This window comes from Stappia stellulata, from assembly GCF_020176715.1.
GTDB lineage: Bacteria > Pseudomonadota > Alphaproteobacteria > Rhizobiales > Stappiaceae > Stappia.
This window is the reverse complement of record NZ_JAIVMF010000015.1, coordinates 56,065-75,162: the sequence shown is the minus strand read 5'-3', so window position 1 is coordinate 75,162 and position 19,098 is coordinate 56,065. Positions and strand designations below refer to the sequence as shown.

15 protein-coding genes and 2 tRNA genes are annotated in these 19,098 nt (G+C 66.6%); 9 read left to right on the top strand and 8 right to left on the bottom strand.

The annotated features are described in order from the left end of the window. Positions 1–2: 2 nt before the first annotated feature. The 5 genes from LC092_RS16275 to bchI are packed head-to-tail and all read right to left on the bottom strand — an operon-like array spanning position 3 to position 6,423. Positions 3–1,058 carry a phytoene/squalene synthase family protein gene (locus LC092_RS16275; protein ID WP_224808280.1) on the bottom strand — a complete coding sequence of 352 codons (1,056 nt, stop codon included), beginning with the start codon at positions 1,056–1,058 and terminating at the stop codon, positions 3–5. Next, positions 1,039–2,568: a phytoene desaturase gene (locus LC092_RS16270; protein ID WP_224808278.1), complete on the bottom strand. Its 1,530-nt coding sequence runs from the start codon at positions 2,566–2,568 to the stop codon at positions 1,039–1,041. Before LC092_RS16270 ends, LC092_RS16275 begins: the two co-directional genes overlap by 20 nt. Before the next feature lie 48 nt (positions 2,569–2,616). After that, positions 2,617–3,537, bottom strand: coding sequence for an alpha/beta fold hydrolase BchO (gene bchO / locus LC092_RS16265; RefSeq protein WP_224808335.1), 921 nt, complete (start codon positions 3,535–3,537; stop codon positions 2,617–2,619). Between the two features lie 5 nt (positions 3,538–3,542). After that, the gene (locus LC092_RS16260) at positions 3,543–5,378 is read right to left on the bottom strand and encodes a VWA domain-containing protein (protein ID WP_224808276.1); all 1,836 of its coding nucleotides are present in this window, start codon (positions 5,376–5,378) and stop codon (positions 3,543–3,545) included. Further along, positions 5,371–6,423: a magnesium chelatase ATPase subunit I gene (bchI, locus tag LC092_RS16255; protein ID WP_224808274.1), complete on the bottom strand. Its 1,053-nt coding sequence runs from the start codon at positions 6,421–6,423 to the stop codon at positions 5,371–5,373. The genes LC092_RS16260 and bchI overlap by 8 nt, the downstream gene beginning before the upstream one ends. Before the next feature lie 347 nt (positions 6,424–6,770). On the opposite strand from bchI, the gene dxs reads away from it, so the two are divergent. Beyond that, positions 6,771–8,723 carry a 1-deoxy-D-xylulose-5-phosphate synthase gene (gene dxs / locus LC092_RS16250; RefSeq protein WP_224808272.1) on the top strand — a complete coding sequence of 651 codons (1,953 nt, stop codon included), beginning with the start codon at positions 6,771–6,773 and terminating at the stop codon, positions 8,721–8,723. A 328-nt stretch (positions 8,724–9,051) separates the two neighbouring features. Further along, a complete protein-coding gene (locus tag LC092_RS16245) occupies positions 9,052–9,819 on the top strand; it encodes a B12-binding domain-containing protein (RefSeq protein WP_224808270.1) in 768 nt (255 codons plus the stop codon). A gap of 33 nt (positions 9,820–9,852) precedes the next feature. Here the strand turns inward: LC092_RS16245 and LC092_RS16240 are convergent, their stop codons facing one another. After that, positions 9,853–10,047, bottom strand: coding sequence for a hypothetical protein (locus tag LC092_RS16240; RefSeq protein ID WP_224808269.1), 195 nt, complete (start codon positions 10,045–10,047; stop codon positions 9,853–9,855). A gap of 189 nt (positions 10,048–10,236) precedes the next feature. Between LC092_RS16240 and LC092_RS16235 the strand changes: the two genes are divergently transcribed. Further along, complete coding sequence (locus tag LC092_RS16235) at positions 10,237–10,818, top strand: Lrp/AsnC family transcriptional regulator (protein WP_224808268.1); 582 nt, start codon at positions 10,237–10,239, stop codon at positions 10,816–10,818. A 156-nt stretch (positions 10,819–10,974) separates the two neighbouring features. Here the strand turns inward: LC092_RS16235 and LC092_RS16230 are convergent. Both LC092_RS16230 and LC092_RS16225 read right to left on the bottom strand, forming a co-directional pair. Then, positions 10,975–11,051 (bottom strand) — tRNA-Pro (locus tag LC092_RS16230). 350 nt (positions 11,052–11,401) lie between these two features. Continuing rightward, the gene (locus LC092_RS16225) at positions 11,402–12,352 is read right to left on the bottom strand and encodes a LysR family transcriptional regulator (RefSeq protein WP_224808267.1); all 951 of its coding nucleotides are present in this window, start codon (positions 12,350–12,352) and stop codon (positions 11,402–11,404) included. Between the two features lie 80 nt (positions 12,353–12,432). Here LC092_RS16225 and leuC point away from each other — a divergent pair, with 80 nt between their 5' ends. The 6 genes from leuC to LC092_RS16195 all read left to right on the top strand — a co-directional run bounded on the left by leuC (position 12,433) and on the right by LC092_RS16195 (position 19,071). Continuing rightward, positions 12,433–13,863, top strand: coding sequence for a 3-isopropylmalate dehydratase large subunit (gene leuC / locus LC092_RS16220; RefSeq protein WP_224808266.1), 1,431 nt, complete (start codon positions 12,433–12,435; stop codon positions 13,861–13,863). After that, positions 13,864–14,481: a 3-isopropylmalate dehydratase small subunit gene (gene leuD / locus LC092_RS16215; RefSeq protein WP_224808265.1), complete on the top strand. Its 618-nt coding sequence runs from the start codon at positions 13,864–13,866 to the stop codon at positions 14,479–14,481. Further along, a complete protein-coding gene (locus LC092_RS16210; RefSeq protein ID WP_224808264.1) occupies positions 14,478–15,371 on the top strand; it encodes an alpha/beta fold hydrolase in 894 nt (297 codons plus the stop codon). Before leuD ends, LC092_RS16210 begins: the two co-directional genes overlap by 4 nt. A gap of 130 nt (positions 15,372–15,501) precedes the next feature. Beyond that, complete coding sequence (locus LC092_RS16205) at positions 15,502–17,058, top strand: SLC13 family permease (RefSeq protein WP_224808263.1); 1,557 nt, start codon at positions 15,502–15,504, stop codon at positions 17,056–17,058. 171 nt (positions 17,059–17,229) lie between these two features. Further along, a tRNA-Gln gene (locus LC092_RS16200) sits at positions 17,230–17,304 on the top strand. Positions 17,305–17,649: 345 nt separating this feature from the next. Further along, positions 17,650–19,071 carry a globin-coupled sensor protein gene (locus LC092_RS16195; RefSeq protein WP_224808261.1) on the top strand — a complete coding sequence of 474 codons (1,422 nt, stop codon included), beginning with the start codon at positions 17,650–17,652 and terminating at the stop codon, positions 19,069–19,071. Positions 19,072–19,098: the final 27 nt, after the last annotated feature.

Here is a 19,098-nt window from a genome sequence, read left to right as displayed (position 1 = left end):
AATCAGCCCCGCCCGCGCGCGGATGCCATCAGCGCCCGCTCGCGGCGTTCCGTCGTGGCGAGAAGATCGAGCACGCGCCCCAGTTTTTCATCGAAGCCCCGCGGCGCGGGGGCTGCATCCGGGGCGCTGCAGGCCTCGACCAGCTGCCGGACGCTGTCGTGCGGCGGCAGGGTCAGCGCGGTTGCGGAGGGAAAGGGCGTTGCCGCCGCAAGAAGCAGCAGACGGACCTTTGCCGCGCGACTGGTCACGGCGCGGCGGGTCACGCTGTCATGGCCGTTTTCGGCGATCGCGCGCCCGATATCCCGGTAGATCAGGCCGGCGCTGCGGATCGCGGGCCGGCAGTCGAGCGGCAGGCCGCTGATCCCGGCGCCGGCACGTGCGTAGTGGGTGTCCGCCGCCGCGAGAAGCCGTTGCACGACGCGCGCCACCGCAGGCGACGGACGCGGGTCGCGAATAAGGCTCTCCGCCGAAACGCCTTCCTCCGCCAGCCAGTCGCGCGGCAGATAGATGCGACCGTTGCGGGCATCCTCGCCGACATCGCGGGCGATGTTGGTGAGCTGCATGGCGATCCCGAGGTCAGCGGCACGGGCCAGCACGTCGCGGTCGCGCACCCCCATGATCAGCGTCATCATCAGCCCGACCGTGGAGGCGACGCGGGCGGCATAGGCGCACAGCTCGTCAAGCGTCCGGTAGACGCGGCCGTCCTCGTCCCAGGCGAACCCCTCGATCAGCGCGTCCGGCAGGTGACGCGGAATGCGATGGGCCGTGACGACGGAGGCGAAGGCCCGGTCGCACATATGGTCCTGCGGCGCGCCGCGGTAGATCGCGTCGAGGCGCGATTTCAGCGTTTCGGTCGCACGCGTTGCCGAGGTGCCGGCGTCGACCAGGTCGTCGGTGGAGCGGCAGAAGGCGTAGAGCGCGCGGGCCGGAAGGCGAACTCTTTGCGGCAGCAGCAGCGAGGCGGCGTGGAACGACTTCGACCCGCATCGGATCGCTTTCTGGCAGGCGATGCGCTCGGCCGCGTCGAGGAGGACCGGTTCAGGCGAATTCACGGGCATGCGGCACCACCTTGTCGAGAATTTTAGCGGAGGCGACGACGCCGGGAAGTCCGGCGCCGGGGTGCGTTCCCGCTCCGACCAGATAGAGATTGGCCACGGCCTCGCTTTCGTTGTGCGGGCGAAACCACGCCAGTTGCGTCAGCCGCGGCTCCATGCCGAAGGCAGCCCCCTTGTGCGCAAGCAACCGTGACTGGAAATCGAGCGGGGTCATCACCCGCGAGGTGACGAGCGCATCGCCGAGACCGGGAAGCAGCGTCTTTTCCAGATGCGCCGCGATCCGTTTCCGGTAGGGGTCTGCCGCCGTATGCCAGTCCGTTTCGCCGTCGAGATTGGGAACAGGCGCCAGGACGTAGAAGGCATCGCATCCCTTGGGCGCGACGCTCGGATCGGTCGCGCTCGGGCGGTGCAGGTAAAGGCTGAAGTCGTCGGCGAGGATCTTGCGGTCGAAGATGTCGGCGAGCAGCCCGTCGTAGCGCGGTCCCATCATCACCGTATGATGGCCGACGTCGGGATAGTGCCGGTTCGTGCCGAAATACCAGACGAACAGGCTCATCGAATAGGCCATGCGCTCAAGTTTGCGGGTGCTCCAGCGCCCGCGCGCGGTCTCCGGCAGCAGCTTGCCGTAGGTCCATGCGGCATCCGCGTTGGAAACGACGACATCCGCTGCGATCCGCTGGCCGCCTGCCAGTCGCACGCCGGTCGCCCTGCCATTGTCCACGAGGATTTCCGCGACATCCGCGTTCATGCGAAGCTGCACGCCCTGGCCTTCGGCGAGATCGGCCATTCCCTTGACCAGCGCGCCGGTGCCGCCCATCGCGTAGTGCACGCCATAGGTCTGCTCCAGATAGGAGATCAGGCTCATCACCGAGCTGGTGCGCATCGGGTTGCCGCCGATGAACAGCGGGTGAAAGCTCAGCGCCATGCGCAGTTTCTCGTTGCGCACATGTTTGGAGACCAGCTTGTGCACCGAGCGTTCGGCCCGGCGCAGGATGAGGTCGGGCAGCGCCCTAGCCATGCTCGCAAGCGAGGGGAAGGGCCGGTCGATCATCTTCTCGAAGCCGGTGTGAAAGCAGGCCTTGCTTTCCGCCAGGAATGCCTCGTAGCCGGCAAGATCGCCGGGGCTGAAGCGCTCGACCTCCGCGCGCATCGCCGCCGCATCGCTGTAGCAGCGGAAGGTGTCGCCGTCGTCAAAGCGGATCGTGTAACAGGGGTTCAGCTCGTGCAGGGTCACATGATCGCTCATGCGTTTGCCGCAGAGCGTCCAGAGCTCCTCGAACAGGAACGGCGCGGTCAGGATCGTCGGTCCGGCATCGAAGGTGAAGCCGTCCTGGCGAAACACGCTCGCCCGCCCACCCGGGGCATCGAGCCGGTCGACGAGGGTGACGCGGTATCCCCGAACGCTCAACCGGATCGCTGCCGCCAGGCCACCGACACCGGCGCCGACGACAACGGCATGCGGCCGTGTGTCGTCGCCTGTGAGTGTCGGAACCGGATTTGGGTGAATTGTCATCTTGTCCTGCCGGGGCAAACCGTTGAAGGGGCGGGGAGGGCGATTGCTCTAGGCACGGCGGCGATCCTGCGTATCGACCGCCGTTTCGCCGAGGCAGCGCGCCTCGATCAGCGCTGCGATTGTGTCCGGCTCGGCCTCATGCAGCAGATGACCGCCGGTCGCGAAACGGATGCAGCTTGCCTGCGGCGCACGGAGCGCGGCACGGGTCGAGACCGATGCCGGCACCATCGGATCGTCATCGGCGGCGATCAGGATCAGCTCCGGTTCAAGAGAGGGCAGCCCCGCCTGAAGCGGCGCGAGATCCCAATGCGCCATCATGCCGAGCGCCGCGCGCACGTGCCGCCGGCTGGCGAACAGGCGCGTGTAGCATCTGGCGCCATCGGCGCCGATTGTCGATCCCGTCGCCCGCTGCAGCATGGCGTCGGTTCCCCCAAACGTCGCGCGCCACGCAAGCAGGCGCGGGGTCAGCGGATTGAGGAACAGGAAGCGGGCCAGCGGCTGGAACAGCGCATTGCCCTGGATCGGCTCAAGGGCGGCGTTCAGCCCGAAGATCTGCGCCGGCGCGACGCCGCCGAGCTGCGCCATGCGGATCAGGACGGCGGCACCGGCGGAATGTCCGGCGGCGGCGACCGGCAGGATGTCGAGATGGCGCAGCAGGTCGGAGACGGCCATGGCCATGCCCGTCGGCGTCAGGGACTGCGTGTCGCGGGCATCGGTGAAACCGTGGCCCGGAAGATCGATCGCGATGACGCGAAACCGGGCGCTCAGCCGGGGCATCAGGTCGCGGAAGGAATGGGTCGAGGCCGCAGTGCCGTGCACCAGCAGCAGGGCGGGCGCGCGGGCGTCGCCCATCTCCTGCAGATGCCAGAGGATGCGCCGGGTCCGCACGAACCGGCTGGCATCGCTGTTCGGCCAGTCGCGGCCGTCGCGGCTCCAGTCGAGATCCTTGTCCTGGGCGAAACCGGTCATCGTCGTCACGCGCCCCGCATGTAGGTCGAGACGAGGGTGGAGACGGCGGCGGCGTCGGCGCGCGGCAGCACCCGGTAGTCGGCGTTCATCGTTTCGGCGAGCGTGCGCGCACCGTCGCGCGAGCGTCGGCCGATATCGATGACGAGGGTCTTGACCCCGAGCGCCGCGCCCTGTCTCGCCAGCCGCACGGCTTCGTCCTGCGCCACGACACGGTCCGCGCTGCCGTCGAGCGTGATGTTTCCGCGCCCGTCGGTGAACAGCACGATCAGCGGCGTCTGGCCCTTGCGCCGGATCTGCACCGCCAGTTCGAGGCTGCGCCGCATCCCGTCGGCAAGCGGCGTCGGGCCGCCGCCGGGCAGGCCGGTGAGGCTGCGTTTCGCCCGCACGAGCGAGCGCGTCGGTTCCAGCAGCAGTTCCGCCTCACGTCCGCGAAAGGCGATCAGCGCGATCTGGTCGCGCCGCACGTAGCAGTCGGCGAGCAGCAGCTCGATGGCGCCCTTCGCCTCGCCCAGACGGTCGAAGGCGGTCGATCCGGAGGCATCCACGGCGAAGATCGCCGTGGTTTCGGTGCGGTGACGACGGCGCAGATAGCGGAAGTCGGAGGGCGTGACATGGATCGGGCGGGAGGGTCCGCCGCCGGTTGCCGCATGCGCCCTGCGTCTCAGGTGCTGCCAGGGGGCGGCCGCGCGCAGCGTTGCAGCGACATTGGGCCGCAACGCGGCATTCGCCGGCCGGCTGGTGACGCCGATGGTGCGGCCGCGCTGGCTGCCGTTTTGCTCGGCGCCGGATTTGCCCGCACCGCCGCCGGCCTTCCTCTCGCCCGCGCCGATGGCAAGCAGCGACGGGTCGAGTTTCTGCGCCGCGAGAACGGCAATCAGCATGTCCTGCAAGGCCGCGGGATCGATCTCGCGCTCGCCCTCCGGCGGGTCGGTATCCGTGTCACGGGAATCGGGGGCATCGGCGGCGGCATCCTGCGGAGGCGGATCGGAAGCATCGCTCCGCTCTTCGCAGGACGGCTCCTCGGTTTCCGTAGCGTCGTCGTGGACGTCTTCGGCGCTGGGTGCAAGGCCGAACACCAGCCGCAGCGCGGTCGCCGCGTGGCGCGGTTCGGCCTGTGCCGAGTCCTCCAGGGCGGCGACGATCCGGGTCACGCGGACCAGAGCGAGCGCGCGGCGCATCGAGCGGGTCGCGGTCGCGTCGGCCGCGCCAACCAGCGCGTCGAGCAACGCTTCGGGGACGACCACCTTGCGCCAGTCGATGTCTGAGTGGGGGCGTTCAATCGGGGTGTCGGCATCGTCGGTCTCGCCAAGGGAGACCGTCTCCAGCGGGAGGCGCAGGCAGAGCCGGTCGGCAATCGCCTCGGGCAGACCTTCGTCCGCATCCGCCCCTTCGTCGAGGGCGACGAGCGTGAAGCATGCCGGCGCGCCGCAGCCGCTTTTGCCGGTGTCGAGCGTTCCGGCGAGGATGCCGGAAACGGTGGCCTGCGTGCGTTCGGCCATGGCAAGGACCAGCAGGCCGCCATCGGCCCGCGCCAGCACGCCGGCGTTGCGCACCGGCCGTCCGAGCGTCAGGGTCTGCGACAGGTCGAGGCCGCCGTCGAGCGCGTCGGCCGTTACCGTTGCGGCGACGCGCTGGACCGCGGCCCCGGGGGGCTGCATGCGCTTGAGCGCTGCGAGCCAGCGGTCCAGCACCGGACCGCAGCGGGCGCGCACGTGAATGCCGCCAAGGGCCGCACCGCCCACCGTCAGCACCTCGGCTGCAAGCAGGGCATCGGCCCAGCGTCCGGTCCCGCGACCGGACGCCGGCGCGCGGCCGGACGGATCGGGCAAAGGCTCAGGCATGGCCGGCCACTCCGAAGGACACTTCGTCGACGGCGCGTTCCACCCGTGCGGCGGAGCCGGCCTCGTCAAGCGGATCGCGGCGCAGGCGGTGGCGGAGCGCCATCGGCGCGACGGCCACGACGTCGGCGGTGCCCGGTTCGCGCTTGCCGGCAAGTGCCGCGCGGGCGCGGGCGGCCCGGATCAGCGTCAGTTCGCCGCGCAAACCGTCGACCCCGAGGCGAAGGCACAGGGTCGCGGCCAGCTCGAAGACGGGGGTCGGCGTTTCCATCCTTGCCAGCATTGCCGCCGATTTCCGGATGCGGGCGGTGATCTTCGCATCGCGCGCCGCCCAGTCCGCGACGAACCCGTCCGGGTTCTTGTCGTAGGCCTCACGGCGACGGATCACCTCGACCCGCTGCTGGATGTCGCGCGGCGCGGACACGTCGAGCGACAGGCCGAAGCGGTCGAGCAGCTGCGGGCGCAATTCGCCCTCTTCCGGATTGCCGCTGCCGACCAGAACGAAGCGGGCGGGATGGCGGACGCTCAGGCCCTCGCGCTCGACGACATTCGTTCCCGAGGCGGCAACGTCGAGAAGCAGGTCGACCAGATGGTCTTCCAGAAGATTGACCTCGTCGATATAGAGAAAGCCGCGATGGGCCCGCGCCAGAAGGCCGGGTTCGAAGGCCTTTTCGCCCGTGGTCAGGGCCTTTTCCAGGTCGAGCGTGCCGCAGACGCGGTCTTCGGTCGCCCCGAGCGGCAGGTCGACGACGGGGGTGCGGCGTTTCACGATCGCCGGCCGGTTTGCCTTCGCGCCCTTTCGCGCCGCGTCGCCGCATGTCGGGCAGATGTCGGACGGCCGGGCCGGGTCGCAGTTGAAGGCACAGCCCTCGCGGGCCTTAATGTCCGGCAGCAGGGCAGCCAGCGCCCGCACGGCGGTGGATTTGCCGGTTCCGCGATCTCCGAACACCAGAACCCCGCCCAGGGACGGGTCGACGGCGGCGAGAAGCAGCGCGTCCTTCAACTCGTCCTGTCCAACGATGGCGGAGAAGGGAAATGGCGGAGACATGCGGTTTCTCCCGAGAAGTGTAAAAATCTTGTTACGACGTACTGTCAATTAGATTAGACACTTTTCCGGCAATTGCAATCGGCTTGGCGGTGCGCCTGGCCGGCATGCCCCGCCCGCGTGTCCGGTGGCGCGCGACGGGGTCTGACGGAAATGGCATAAATGCGGATGTGTAATTTCAAATGGACAGTCTAAGTGTAAAAATAAGTTTACAAATTGGTGTGTGCGGTTGAAGATGGTGCTTGGCGACCGTCGTGCGTTCCCATCGCAGGGCTTGCGGCGGCACCGCGAGACCGACGCCCGGGAGACGAGGCCGCACTGCGGTTCGGGCTGCAAGAGAGGGATCCATCATGGTCACCGGCACCGACATCAACGCACCGACACCGTTGCTGGACCGGGTCTCCTCACCGGATGACCTCAAGAGCCTGAGCGATGGCGAGCTCGCCCTTCTGGCCCGGGAATTGCGCCGGGAGACCATCAACTCTGTTGCGCGCACGGGAGGGCATCTCGGTTCCAGCCTCGGTGTCGTCGAACTGACCGTGGCGATCCACGCCGTCTTCGACACCCCCCGCGACAAGCTGATCTGGGACGTCGGGCATCAATGCTATCCCCACAAGATCCTCACCGGCCGGCGCGACCGGATGCACACCCTGCGCCAGAAAGACGGTCTCAGCGGTTTCACCAAGCGCAGCGAAAGCGTCTATGACCCCTTCGGCGCGGCGCATTCATCCACCTCGATTTCCGCAGGGCTCGGCTTTGCCACGGCGCGCGATCTCGGCGCTGACGTGGGTGACGTGATCTGCGTGGTCGGCGATGGCGCCATGACCGCCGGGATGGCCTATGAAGCCATGAACAACGCCGGCGCCGCCGGCAAGCGCATGATCGTGATCCTGAACGACAACGACATGTCGATCGCGCCCCCGGTCGGGGCGCTGTCGACCTATCTGACGGGTCTGTGTGCCGGCCGGCCGGTGAAGGACTTCAAGGCGCTGGTGAAACAGGCGGCGTCGCAATTGCCGGCTCCCTTCCGCGAAGGTGCGGCACGCGCGCGCCATCTCGCCAAGGGGCTGATGTCCGGCTACACGATGTTCGATCATCTCGGGTTCTGCTATGTCGGCCCGGTCGACGGACACGACGTGAAGGACCTGCTGCGCATTCTGCGGACGCTGCGCGACAATGCCGACGGTCCGGTGCTTCTGCATGCGGTCACCAAGAAGGGCGCCGGCTACCGGCCTGCCGAAATGGCCAGCGACAAGTATCACGGCGTCTCGAAATTCGACCCCGCGACCGGAAAGCAGGCCGCGGCGAAACCGGCGCCGCCGAGCTACACCAGTGTGTTCGGCAAAAGCCTGGTGGCGGAGGCCGCGCGCGACGAGCGCATCGTCGGGATCACCGCCGCGATGCCCGGCGGGACCGGTATCGATCACTTCGCCAAGGTCTACCCGGACCGCGCCTTCGACGTCGGCATCGCCGAACAGCACGCCGTGACCTTCGCCGCCGGACTGGCCGCAAGCGGCCTGCGGCCGTTCTGCGCGATCTATTCCACCTTCCTGCAGCGCGGCTACGACCAGATCGTGCATGACGTCGCCTTGCAGGGACTGCCGGTCCGCTTCGCGATCGATCGCGCCGGTCTGGTGGGCGCGGATGGGCCGACCCATGCCGGCGCCTTCGATGTCGGCTATCTCGCCAATCTGCCGGGGTTCACGGTGATGGCGGCGGCCGACGAGGCGGAACTGATGGATATGGTCGCGACCGCCGCGCGCCATGACGACGGCCCGATTGCCTTCCGCTATCCGCGCGGCTCCGGGACCGGCGTTGCCTTGCCAAAGGCTGGCGTTCCGCTTGCCATCGGCAAGGGGCGGATCGTCCGGGAAGGTCGTACCGTTGCCCTGCTGTCCTTCGGCGCGCGGCTGGAACAATGCCTCATCGCCGCCGGGCGGCTGGACCAGCGCGGTCTGTCGACAACCGTGGCCGATGCCCGCTTCGCCAAGCCGCTGGACCTCGATCTCATCCGGGATCTCGTGGCCGAGCATGATGTGCTCGTCACCATCGAGGAGGGCGCCGGCGGCGGCTTTGGCGCCATGGTGCTGCAGGCTTTGGCGGAAGAGGGCGCGCTCGACGGGCGCATCGCCGTTCGCTGCATGACCCTGCCGGACAGCTTCATCGCCCAGGCCTCCCCCGAGGCGATGTACGAGGCGGCGGGCCTGAACGCGCGCCACATCGTGTGCAAGGCCCTTGATGCTGTGGCACGCGCGAACGGGCCTGAATCCACACGCGATCATAGAGCCTATTCCGTCCTTTGAAGGAAAACCGTCGGAACAGGGACCTTTCTTCTTGGGAAACAAACAGCGGGCATCTGTTCCGATTCCAAACTTGTGTGCCCTGTCTTTTGCGCACAGGATTTGGGCTGGAGGATGTTTTATTTAGCATTTGTCCTCCCTGGGAGGAGCAATGGCCGAGTACCCGAATTCGTCGGACGGCCGTGATGCAATTGCCTGTAAAACCATTGAGACGGGCGGAAAGTCTGCGGGTGGGGCGGCGGATCGTCGGAAGCTAGACAGTCGCAGAGACGTCCATGGCGACAATTCAAGGCTCCTGAAGCGAGCCATTCAAGGAACTGTGACGGCGGAAATGATCCGTCGCAACGCTGGCGCGGCGGACCCCTTGTCGGTGGTCGCAGCCTTGTCCGATCCCTCCAGCGGTGTCGATGCCTCCTGGGCCCCCATTGTCTCCGCGCTGATCCGGGCGATCTTCTCGGAGGAGGAGATCCGGCTCGAGGCGATCATCAAGGACATCGTGGACCGCAACCGTCCTTTTCTGGAGGTCTACAGCCAGGTCCTGATGCCCCTGTGCGTCTGCGTGCGCGGTCGATGGTCGCGTGAGGAGGCGACCTTCGTCGAGATCACCCTTGCGTCGGGACGGATCGCGCTGGCGTTCAACAGCATTTCCCAGGCCTATGTCGAACGTCACCTCATGCAGGAAGAGGGCGACGCCCTGCATCCGGGCGATCTCGAGGCCCGCTTGCTGCTGGCGCGCATGCCGGGCGACAACCACGCGCTTGGCCTGCAGATCGTCGAGACGGTGTTCCGGCAATCGGGATGGCAGGTGAAACGCGGCGGCGATGGCGGCCATCTCGACAGCTGCTACAGGGAGTTGCAGCGCGACCATTTCGATGTGTTCGGCCTCTCTGTCGGGATCACCTCGATCGTCGGCGACGTCGCGATCGCCATCGAACGTGCCCGCGCCGCATCGCGCAATTCCGGCCTGCATGTGTGTATCGGCGGGGCCGGCGTGCTCGCCGCGCCCGATGCGTTTACCGGCATCGGCGCGGACTTCTTCGCAACCGACGCGCTTGAAGGCGTGGCGCTCGCCAATGCGGCGGTCGGGTTCCACGGCTAAGCGCTGCCGACGGGGTGCCGCTGACCGGTGCCACTATTGCACCGACGGTGGAGAACCGCCCGTTCGGTCGTCCAGCGGGATGGCGACGACCGCCTCAATCGATGCCGACAGCTTGTTCTTTTTCATGTAGTCTCCGATCAGACGCAAGGCGCCGTCAAGGTCGCCTTCGAAAATGAATCGGTTGACGTTGATCGAGAAGGTAACGAACGACGGGTCGGCGACGTTCATCCTGTTTCTCCCGGAAAACGATAGGAGCGGGCATCTGCGATTTTTTCTTCAAGGGGCATTTTTTTGAATTTTTTCTGTTCGACAAAATGAATAGCCGGGCAAAACGCCATTGCACATCGCTCAAATTGACAGGATGATTGCAGAGCGCCATTTTTCTAATCAGGATTGCAGGAGGTGTGAGAGACCCATATGAGTGATGCGGAGGTCGCCGACCGGACCCTTTCACACCTGGACCGGAAGCTTGTTCAACTGCTTACGCAGAATTCGCGGCGCTCCAACACCGAACTTGCAGGGTTGCTTGGCGTGTCGCGGATGACGATCAAGAACCGGATCGACGGTCTGGTCAGGCGCGGGGTCGTTGAACGGTTCACGATCAAGCTGGCCGAAGACACGGGTGAACGGGACCATGGCGAGGCCACCTTCTTTCACTTGAAGCTGAAACGGCCGTTTTGCAAACGGATCTATGAAACGGTACAGGACTGGCCGGAGCTGATCGGTGCCTGGTCGATCGCAGGCAGTACGGACATGACGCTTCTCGTTCAGGCCACCGGGGTCGACCGGTTGGACGACCTGCGGGATCGTCTTGCCCGGCACCCGGAAATCGAGGCCGTTTGGACCGCGATGATCCTGCGGCAGTGGGTCCACAAGTCGTCCCTCAATCCCGACTACAACCCGAGCAGGGCGCCGGACCGGCTGGACATCCGCCTGCGCGAGATAGCCACGGAGCAGGGCGCCGGCAGTATGCCATATGAAGGTGACATGCCCCGCTGACGGTCGGGGGTGGCGTTGCCAGACGATCGGGCGATGCCGGCCGGTCATCCAACGATTGCACGGTCAAGCCGGGCGCGACCTCCGTGCCGCAGGCAACAGGCTTCGCGCATCGCGTGTCACGACGTCGCCCTCAGTCATCAAGGTCATTGGAAAGAATGGTCGGAGTGGCAGGATTTGAACCTGCGACCCCCTCGTCCCGAACGAGGTGCGCTACCAGGCTGCGCTACACTCCGATATCGCGTTCAGAGGCGATTTTCCGTCCCGGGAAGGCGGCGTCTCTCTGAAGCGTCGCGGGTTAATATCACCACGCCCGCGCCTCCGCAACCCTGTCGTCCAACGGAAAATGATTGCGGCTGTGGATGAGTGCGAGGATCTCCGTTCCGGCCGGTTTTGCAGGCTTGGGCGTGTCCCGAAATGGGGGATGTGCGAGCGCGGGGATGGCGCTGGAGGGTTTGCCCGCAAAGCAAAAGGCGCGAGCCGCGAGGCACGCACGCTGCGGCGCCCGCCGGCAGGAACGGGGCAAGCCGGACCGTCGCGGCGGGGAAGACGACGCGGTGCGCCAAGGGCGCGCGCCGGCTTCGCGCTACCGCTCCTGTCGCGGTCCGGTCGCGGCGAGCGCGCGACTCCAGAAGGTCTCGACGGCCTGGCCCTGTCGGCTTTTCGGGCGGAACAGATGGATCTCCATCGGCACATCCCAGTCTTCGCCTCCGGCCCGGACGAGGCGTCCGCTGGCGAGATCCGGAGCGCACAGGCTGTGAGGCGCCCAGGCGATTCCCTTGCCGTCGCGCGCCATGCGCAGCAGTGCGGTTGCCAGATGCGAGCGAAACACGGGTCGAAGCGCCGCGTGGCGTTCGCAGATCACCTGGGCCGCGGCCAGGATCCGCCCCATCCCCGAGCGGTCGTCATAGGCAAGATAGGACAAAGGCTCCTCCGCGCGTCCGGGGAGGGCGAAGCGCGCCCGTCCGTCCGCCTCCGGCAGGCACACCGGGACCAGCCGGTCGTCGCCCAGCCGGATGGAGCAAAAGCCGCCGGGCTCCAGCCGGTGGGGCGAAGCGGGGTGGTGGTGGCACAGCAGGAAATCGGCCTTGCCCGCCAGCATGATCTTCTCGCACGCCTGCATGTTGTCGGCGAGCAGGCTGACGGTTGCCAGGTCCTGGTCGTCGCCCTGATCGCGCAGCCAGTCGGGAAAGAAGGTGAGGGATAACGCATGGGTCGCGGCGAAGCGCAGGGTGCCCGCTTCCGCGCCGCCGACCTCGCGGGTCCGGTCGCGGCCCTGCGCAAGCCGGCGCAGCACGTCCTCGGCCGCTGTGCGAAAGGTCTCGCCCGCTTCGGTGAGCGCAATGCGGTGGGTGTCGCGGTCGATGAGCTTTGTGCCGACCCAATCCTCCAGTCCGCGAATGCGACGGCTGAAGGCCGGCTGGCTGGAATTGCGTGCTTCCGCCGCGCGCGAGAAATTCCCCTCCTCGGCGAGTTTCAGGAAGTCTTCCAGCCAGTTCGTCTCCATCGTCGATGTCCCGCCCGTCGTTTGCTGCATGAATTGATCGCCAACCGGCATTGGCTGACGCGCGTCCCGTCAGATTAAGCTTCGGCATCGAAGGAAGGAGAGCTTTCGAAATGCAGCCTCGAACCCTCTACGACAAAATCGTCGACCGGCACAAGATACGGGCGCTGGACGACCGGGACGGCCCCGGATCGCAACTGTTGCTCTATGTCGATCGCACCGTCTTGAACGAATACACCAGCCCCCAGGCCTTCACCGGCCTGCGCGATGCGGGGCGCGATGTCTGGCGGCCGGAAGCGGCACTCGGCGTCGTCGATCATGTCAACTCGACGGCCCCGGATCGCGGCGGCGCCGTGGCGGATGCGAACGCGCAGCGGCAGATCGACTGTTTCGCCGAGAACGGGCGCGATTTCGGGATCGAGATGTTCGACGTGCTCGACCCGCGCCAGGGGATCGAGCATGTCGTGCTGCCGGAGCTCGGCTGGGTCCTTCCCGGCCTGGTGATCGCGGCCGGCGACAGCCACACGGCAACCTACGGTGCCTTCGGGACGGTCGGCTTCGGCATCGGCACCTCGGATATCGAGCACCTGCTGGCGACGCAGACGCTGACCTACACGCGCTTGAAGACCATGCGCGCCACCGTGGTCGGGGACCTGCCGGTCGGCGTCACCGCCAAGGATCTCGTCATGGCGCTGATCCGCAAGATCGGCGCCGACGGGGCCGCCGGTCATGCGCTGGAATTCGCCGGCGAGGCAATCGACACGCTCGAGGTGGAAGGGCGGATGACGATCTGCAACATGTCGGTGGAATGCGGTGCGCGGGTCGCGCTGATGGCCCCGGACGACAAGGTGTTCGATTATATCGCCGGGCGCCCGCGCGCACCGTCGGCGGAGATGCTCGCCCGCGCAAGACCCGTCTGGCAGGCACTTGCGAGCGATGCCGAGGCCGTTTTCGACCGCGAGGTCGTGCTCGCCGCCGGCGAGATCGCGCCGATGGTGTCCTGGGGCACGAGCCCGGACCAGTCCGGCGCCATCGACGGCGCCGTGCCCGATCCGGCGTCCCTGCCGGAAGACCGGCGGCGTGATGCGGCCCGCGCGCTTGCCTACATGGGGCTTGAACCGGGTGTCCGGTTCGAGGAGATCGCCATCGACCGCGCCTTCATCGGCTCCTGCACCAATGCCCGGATTGCCGACCTGCGCGACGCGGCGGCGATCCTGCGCGGGCGCCGCGTTGCCCCGGGCGTCCGCGCCATGGTGTCGCCCGGGTCGTCCAGTGTGCGCCGTGCCGCCGAGGCGGAGGGGCTCGACCGCGTCTTCATCGAGGCGGGCTTCGAATGGCGCCAGTCCGGCTGCTCGATGTGCCTTGCCATGAACGACGATGTGCTGGCGCCGGGCGAACGCTGCGCCTCCAGCACCAACCGCAATTTCGAGGGCCGCCAGGGAAGCGGCGGCCGGACCCATCTGATGAGCCCCGCGATGGTGGCCGCCGCCGCCGTCGCCGGTCGGCTTGCCGACGTCCGCATCCTTGCGCCACGGGAGATGTAAGTGCAGAAGTTTCTGAGTGTTACGGGTATGGCCGCGCCGATGCCCGCCGCCAATGTGGATACCGACGTGATCATGCCAAAAGCTTTTTTGAAGGGCATCGACCGTGCCGGACTGGCCCGTGGCCTGTTCCACGATCTGCGCTTTGACGCAAAGGGGCGGACGCGGCCCGATTTCATCCTGAACCGGAAGACGATGCGCGATGTCCGCTTCCTGCTGACCGGACCGAATTTCGGCTGCGGCTCGTCGCGGGAGCATGCGGTGTGGGGAATGCTGCAATACGGCATCCGCGCGCTGATCGGGACCACCTTTGCCGGTATCTTCGCCGACAACGCCGCCAACAACGGTCTGCTGCTGATCTCGCTTGGCGAGGACGACCGCGACCGGCTGTTCCGCGCGGCCGGGCCGGATGGGGCGGAGCTCACCGTCGATCTCGTTGGAAGGACCGTCACCTGCGGCGGCCTGCGTCTGGAGTTCGAGATCGAGCCGTCGCGGCGGCAGGCCCTGATGGAGGGGCGCGACCGCATCGCCACGACCTTGCAGATGAAAGAGCAGATCCGGGCCTTTGAGGCCGCCTATTTCGCTGAGGCGCCCTGGCTCGCGCGGGGAGGCGCGGCATGAGCGAGGTTTCGGGGTTTCCTGACATTCTGCCAGGCTTCACCTGGCGCGACATCGATGCGGACGGCACCCGCATCCGCACCGCCACCGGCGGCGAGGGACCGCCGCTGCTGTTGCTGCATGGCCATCCGCAGACCCATTTGAGCTGGCACAAGGTCGCGCCCGTTCTTGCCCGCCGGTTCTCGGTCGTGCTGACCGACCTGCGCGGCTATGGCGACAGCGCAAAGCCCGAGGGAGGCGAGGGGCATGTGAATTACTCCAAGCGTGCGATGGCGGCCGATCAGGTGGCCGTCATGCGGGCGCTCGGTCATGAGCGGTTTTCGGTCGTCGGCCACGATCGCGGCGCGCGGGTGGCGCATCGCATGGCGCTCGATCATGAGAAAGCGGTGGAGAAACTGGTCCTTCTCGATATCGCGCCAACGGCAACGATGTATGCCCGTACCGACATGGAGTTCGCCCGCCGATACTTCTGGTGGTTCTTCCTGATCCAGCCCTATCCCTTGCCGGAACGGCTGATCGCGGCGGATCCGGATTTCTTTCTCGAGCGCCATATCGCCGGTCAGAACAAGATCGAAGGCGCGTCGGACCCGCGGGTGATGGAGGAATACCGCCGCTGCTATCGCGATCCCGCGATGCGGCATGCGGTGTGCGAGGACTACCGCGCTGCCGCCACCATCGACCTCGTCCACGATGCCGAGGACGCGCACGCCCGCGTCTCCGCGCCGCTGCTGGCGCTGTGGGGCGGGCGCGGAACCGTCGGGGCGCTCTATGACGTGCTGGCCACCTGGCGCGAAAAGGCCGACGACGTGCGCGGTCATGCGCTTGACTGCGGCCACAGCCCCCAGGAGGAGGTGCCGCACGACCTGCTTGCCGCGCTCGACGCGTTTCTTTGAGCACCGCCGCGCCGGGCGCGGGCCATCAATTGCAAGGTGCATGGACGTGCGCGCCGGACCGGGGATCATGCGCCCCGCGTCCGGCGTGCCCGGCGCCGTCTGATCTGGAATTCGGGGAGGAAGAACTGTCATGACCACCAAGGGGAAAGACCCGCATCGGGACCAGAGCCTGTCCTGGCAGGTGGGGAAGGAGGCCTCGGGCGCCACCTTGCGGACGCTGCCCATGCTGACGGGGCTTGCCGTCTTCGCGCTGCTGGTGATGTTGCCGCCGCCGGAGGGGTTGTCGGTTGCCGGTTGGCGGGTCGTCGCGGTCGCGGCCCTCATGGTCATCTGGTGGATCACCGAGGCGATCCCCATTGCCGCCACCGCCCTGCTGCCGCTGGTCCTGTTTCCGTTAACGGGCGCCAGCACCGTCAAGGCTGCCGCCGCGCCCTATGCCAGCGCCACCATCTTCCTGTTCATGGGCGGTTTCATGCTGGCCGCTGCGATGGAACGCTGGAACCTCCACCAGCGCATCGCGCTCTCCATCGTGTCGCGCACGGGATCTCGCCGCCCTCAGATTGTCGGCGGCTTCATGTTGGCGACGGCCTTCCTGTCGATGTGGGTGTCCAATACGGCGACGACCGTGATGATGCTGCCGATTGCTGTCTCCGTGATCGGGCTGATCCAGGAGGAAACCGGCGGCAAGGAGGCCGGTGCCTTCGCCCTTGCGCTGATGCTGGGTGTTGCTTATTCGGCATCGATTGGCGGTGTCGCGACGCTGATCGGCACCCCTCCGAACGCCCTGCTGGCCGGGGCGATGCGCCAGACCTACGGCTATGATCTCGGCTTCGGCCGCTGGATGCTGATCGGCGTTCCGGTCGCGGCAACGATGCTGGCGATCTCCTGGCTGCTGCTCACGCGCCTCGCCATCCGGCTTCCGCGTGAGGAGATCGGCGGCGCCAGCGAGCTGATCTGCGACAAGCTGCGCACCCTCGGGAAGATGTCGCGGGCCGAGGCGATGGTCGGCATCGTCTTCGCGTCGGCGGCGGTGCTCTGGGTACTTCGCTCGTGGTTGCAGACCTATGTTCCAGGCCTGAACGACGCCAGCATCGCCATCGGGGCCGCCTTGCTCCTGTTCATTCTCCCTGCGGGAGGCGGCAGCGACCGGACCGGGGCGCGGGTCGCCCTGCTCGACTGGACGACCGCGTCGAAGCTGCCCTGGGGCGTGTTGATGCTCTTTGGCGGCGGGCTGAGCCTTGCCGGCGCAGTGGCCGCCTCCGGCCTCGATACCTGGATCGGCGGCCTGATCGGAGGCATCGCCGGGGGCGTTCCGATCCTTCTTCTGATCGTGATCGTCGCCCTTGTCATTCTTCTCCTGACGGAGGTGACGTCGAACACCGCAACGGCCGCCACCTTCCTGCCGCTGCTGGCGGCGCTGTCGCTGAACATCGGCGAAAACCCGTTGATGCTCGCCGTTCCGGCGGCGCTGTCGGCATCGATGGCCTTCATGCTGCCGGTCGCAACGCCGCCCAACGCGCTGGTGTTCTCCTCAGGCCATGTCACCATTCCCCAGATGGCCCGCTACGGAAGCCTGCACAATATCGCGGCGATGGTGGTGATTTCGACGCTTGGCTACCTGATCCTCACCACCGTCTTCGGAGTGGTGGCAGGCTCGCTCCCGGAGTGGGCGTCCGGCACGCGATAGAGCCGCGCGCATTGAACCGGCGCATGAGGGCTCCTGTCCGTTGGACAGGGGCCTTCGTGCCATGGATCGCGCCGGTGCGTTTCATGTGAACGCCCTGGGGACTGTAGCGGCCGCAGCCCGAAGCGACGCTTGCGTGAGCGCAGGGGGCTGGTTATACACGTCGTCGCGCGTTGGGGCGTCGCCAAGTGGTAAGGCAGCGGCTTTTGGTGCCGCCATTCGCAGGTTCGAATCCTGCCGCCCCAGCCAGCGCTTTTTCAAACATGCTTGCCGCGCTCGCCGACTCATTTCAGCTTTTGAGTGCTCCTTCCGGTTGTTCTGCCGGGTCCGCTGAGGGGCTGGTCGCGCTGGTGGGTGTCCGGCGTCAGGCAGCGTCGGCGGTTCCTGTATGTAGATCTACATATCGACCGGCGGTTTATATTGTAGTTTTTTACAGTAGATTATCTCCGTTGCTGATGTTCTTCTTTTCACTTTGGGAAATATCCTCGGGTTTTCTCGAGTTTGAATGATTTTTCCGTAAAGCATGCTTTGTTGTTATCTAATTTGTAACCGGGTTTGCCCATTCTGGCGTCAGTGGCTGAATGAGGTGATCCGATGTCGACAAAAAATGAGCATAGGTCCGAAGTACGGGTCGCATTCGCGCGGGTCGACCAGGAGGCGAGGCGCTGTCTTCAAAGCATGTGGCCGGTCGTGGAGCCGCGCCTCGATGACATCCTGAACAGGTTCTACTCTCATATCGTCAAGCAGCCGGAGCTGGCGGCTCTGGTCGGCGATCGCCAGGCGTCTCTTGAAACGGCACAGAAGAAACACTGGAAGCGGCTGTTCACCGGCGCCTTCGACGATGACTATGTGAAGAGCATCGACCGCATCGGACGCGCCCACAGCCGGATCGGTCTCGAGCCGCGCTGGTATATCGCCGGCTATCAATTCGTTCTCAATGAGCTGATCGCCATTGTCATGCGCAAGTTCCGCTTCGCGCCGAACAAGGCGATCCAGTCGGTGCAGGTGCTGAACAAGGCTGTCCTGCTCGATCTCGATTTCGCGATTTCGACCTATCAGCAAATTCTGATGGAAGCGCAGGAAGCGCAGACCCGCCACCTGAGCGATGCGGTCGACCGGTTCAAGGAAAAGGTCGAGGCGTCCCTGCGGACCGTCGACCAGACCGCCGACCGGATGCAGCGGCAGGCCGGCACCTTGTCGGACGTGGCGAGTTCCGCCTCGCAAGAGGCCGTCTCCGCGTCGGCGGCCTCCGAGGAAACGTCGGTGAGCGTCCAGACCGTGGCGTCTGCGGCTGAGGAGCTGTCGTCCTCCATCGAGGAGATCGGCCGCCAGATCACCGGCGCGTCCGATGTCGCCCGCCGGGCAAGTTCTGTCACGGAAAGCGCATCTCAGGAGATCGGCCGTCTCTCGACGTCGGCCCAGAAGATCGGAGACGTGATCGGTCTCATTCAGGCGATTGCCGAACAGACAAACCTGCTGGCGCTCAACGCCACGATCGAGGCCGCACGGGCCGGCGAAGCCGGGCGCGGCTTCGCGATCGTCGCCCAGGAGGTGAAGCAGCTCGCGAGCCAGACCTCCAAGGCGACCGAGGACATCGCCAATCAGGTGTCGGAAGTGCAGGCGGCAACCACGCGTGCGGTCGACACCATCGGCTCGATTTCCTCCACCGTCGGCGAGATCGACACGCTGACGGCGGCAATTGCGGCGGCGATCGAGGAGCAAGGGGCCGCGACGCGCGAGATCTCCATGAACGTGCAGCATGCGGCCCAGGGCACGATGACGCTGACGCGCAACGTCTCCGGCGTGAATGATGCCATCGACAAGACCGAGCATGCGGCGGAGGATTTCCTCTCCGTCTCCGGCAGCCTCCGGACCCAGTCGACGGAGATCGCCGAACAGATCCGCGGCTTCTTCGTCGAGATCCGGGAGGGTGCGCTCGACCGGGGCAAGGGCCGCGACCCGAACTACAAGGGGCCGGAGCGCCGGGGCGAGGCACGCAAGCAGTCCGCCGCCTGATCGATTGGACCGAGGCCGGAGTGTTTT

What these genes read in the sequence shown, in the direction of transcription:
- bchO (WP_224808335.1), bottom strand. Translation starts at nt 3,537, where the DNA reads ATGACCGGTTTCGCCCAGGACAAGGATCTCGACTGGAGCCGCGACGGC.
- bchI (WP_224808274.1), bottom strand. Translation starts at nt 6,423, where the DNA reads ATGTCTCCGCCATTTCCCTTCTCCGCCATCGTTGGACAGGACGAGTTG.
- LC092_RS16240 (WP_224808269.1), bottom strand. Translation starts at nt 10,047, where the DNA reads ATGAACGTCGCCGACCCGTCGTTCGTTACCTTCTCGATCAACGTCAAC.
- LC092_RS16275 (WP_224808280.1), bottom strand. Translation starts at nt 1,058, where the DNA reads ATGCCCGTGAATTCGCCTGAACCGGTCCTCCTCGACGCGGCCGAGCGC.
- LC092_RS16245 (WP_224808270.1), top strand. Translation starts at nt 9,052, where the DNA reads ATGATCCGTCGCAACGCTGGCGCGGCGGACCCCTTGTCGGTGGTCGCA.
- dxs (WP_224808272.1), top strand. Translation starts at nt 6,771, where the DNA reads ATGGTCACCGGCACCGACATCAACGCACCGACACCGTTGCTGGACCGG.
- LC092_RS16235 (WP_224808268.1), top strand. Translation starts at nt 10,237, where the DNA reads ATGAGTGATGCGGAGGTCGCCGACCGGACCCTTTCACACCTGGACCGG.
- leuC (WP_224808266.1), top strand. Translation starts at nt 12,433, where the DNA reads ATGCAGCCTCGAACCCTCTACGACAAAATCGTCGACCGGCACAAGATA.
- LC092_RS16260 (WP_224808276.1), bottom strand. Translation starts at nt 5,378, where the DNA reads ATGCCTGAGCCTTTGCCCGATCCGTCCGGCCGCGCGCCGGCGTCCGGT.
- LC092_RS16205 (WP_224808263.1), top strand. Translation starts at nt 15,502, where the DNA reads ATGACCACCAAGGGGAAAGACCCGCATCGGGACCAGAGCCTGTCCTGG.
- LC092_RS16225 (WP_224808267.1), bottom strand. Translation starts at nt 12,352, where the DNA reads ATGCAGCAAACGACGGGCGGGACATCGACGATGGAGACGAACTGGCTG.
- LC092_RS16270 (WP_224808278.1), bottom strand. Translation starts at nt 2,568, where the DNA reads ATGACAATTCACCCAAATCCGGTTCCGACACTCACAGGCGACGACACA.
- LC092_RS16195 (WP_224808261.1), top strand. Translation starts at nt 17,650, where the DNA reads ATGTCGACAAAAAATGAGCATAGGTCCGAAGTACGGGTCGCATTCGCG.
- LC092_RS16210 (WP_224808264.1), top strand. Translation starts at nt 14,478, where the DNA reads ATGAGCGAGGTTTCGGGGTTTCCTGACATTCTGCCAGGCTTCACCTGG.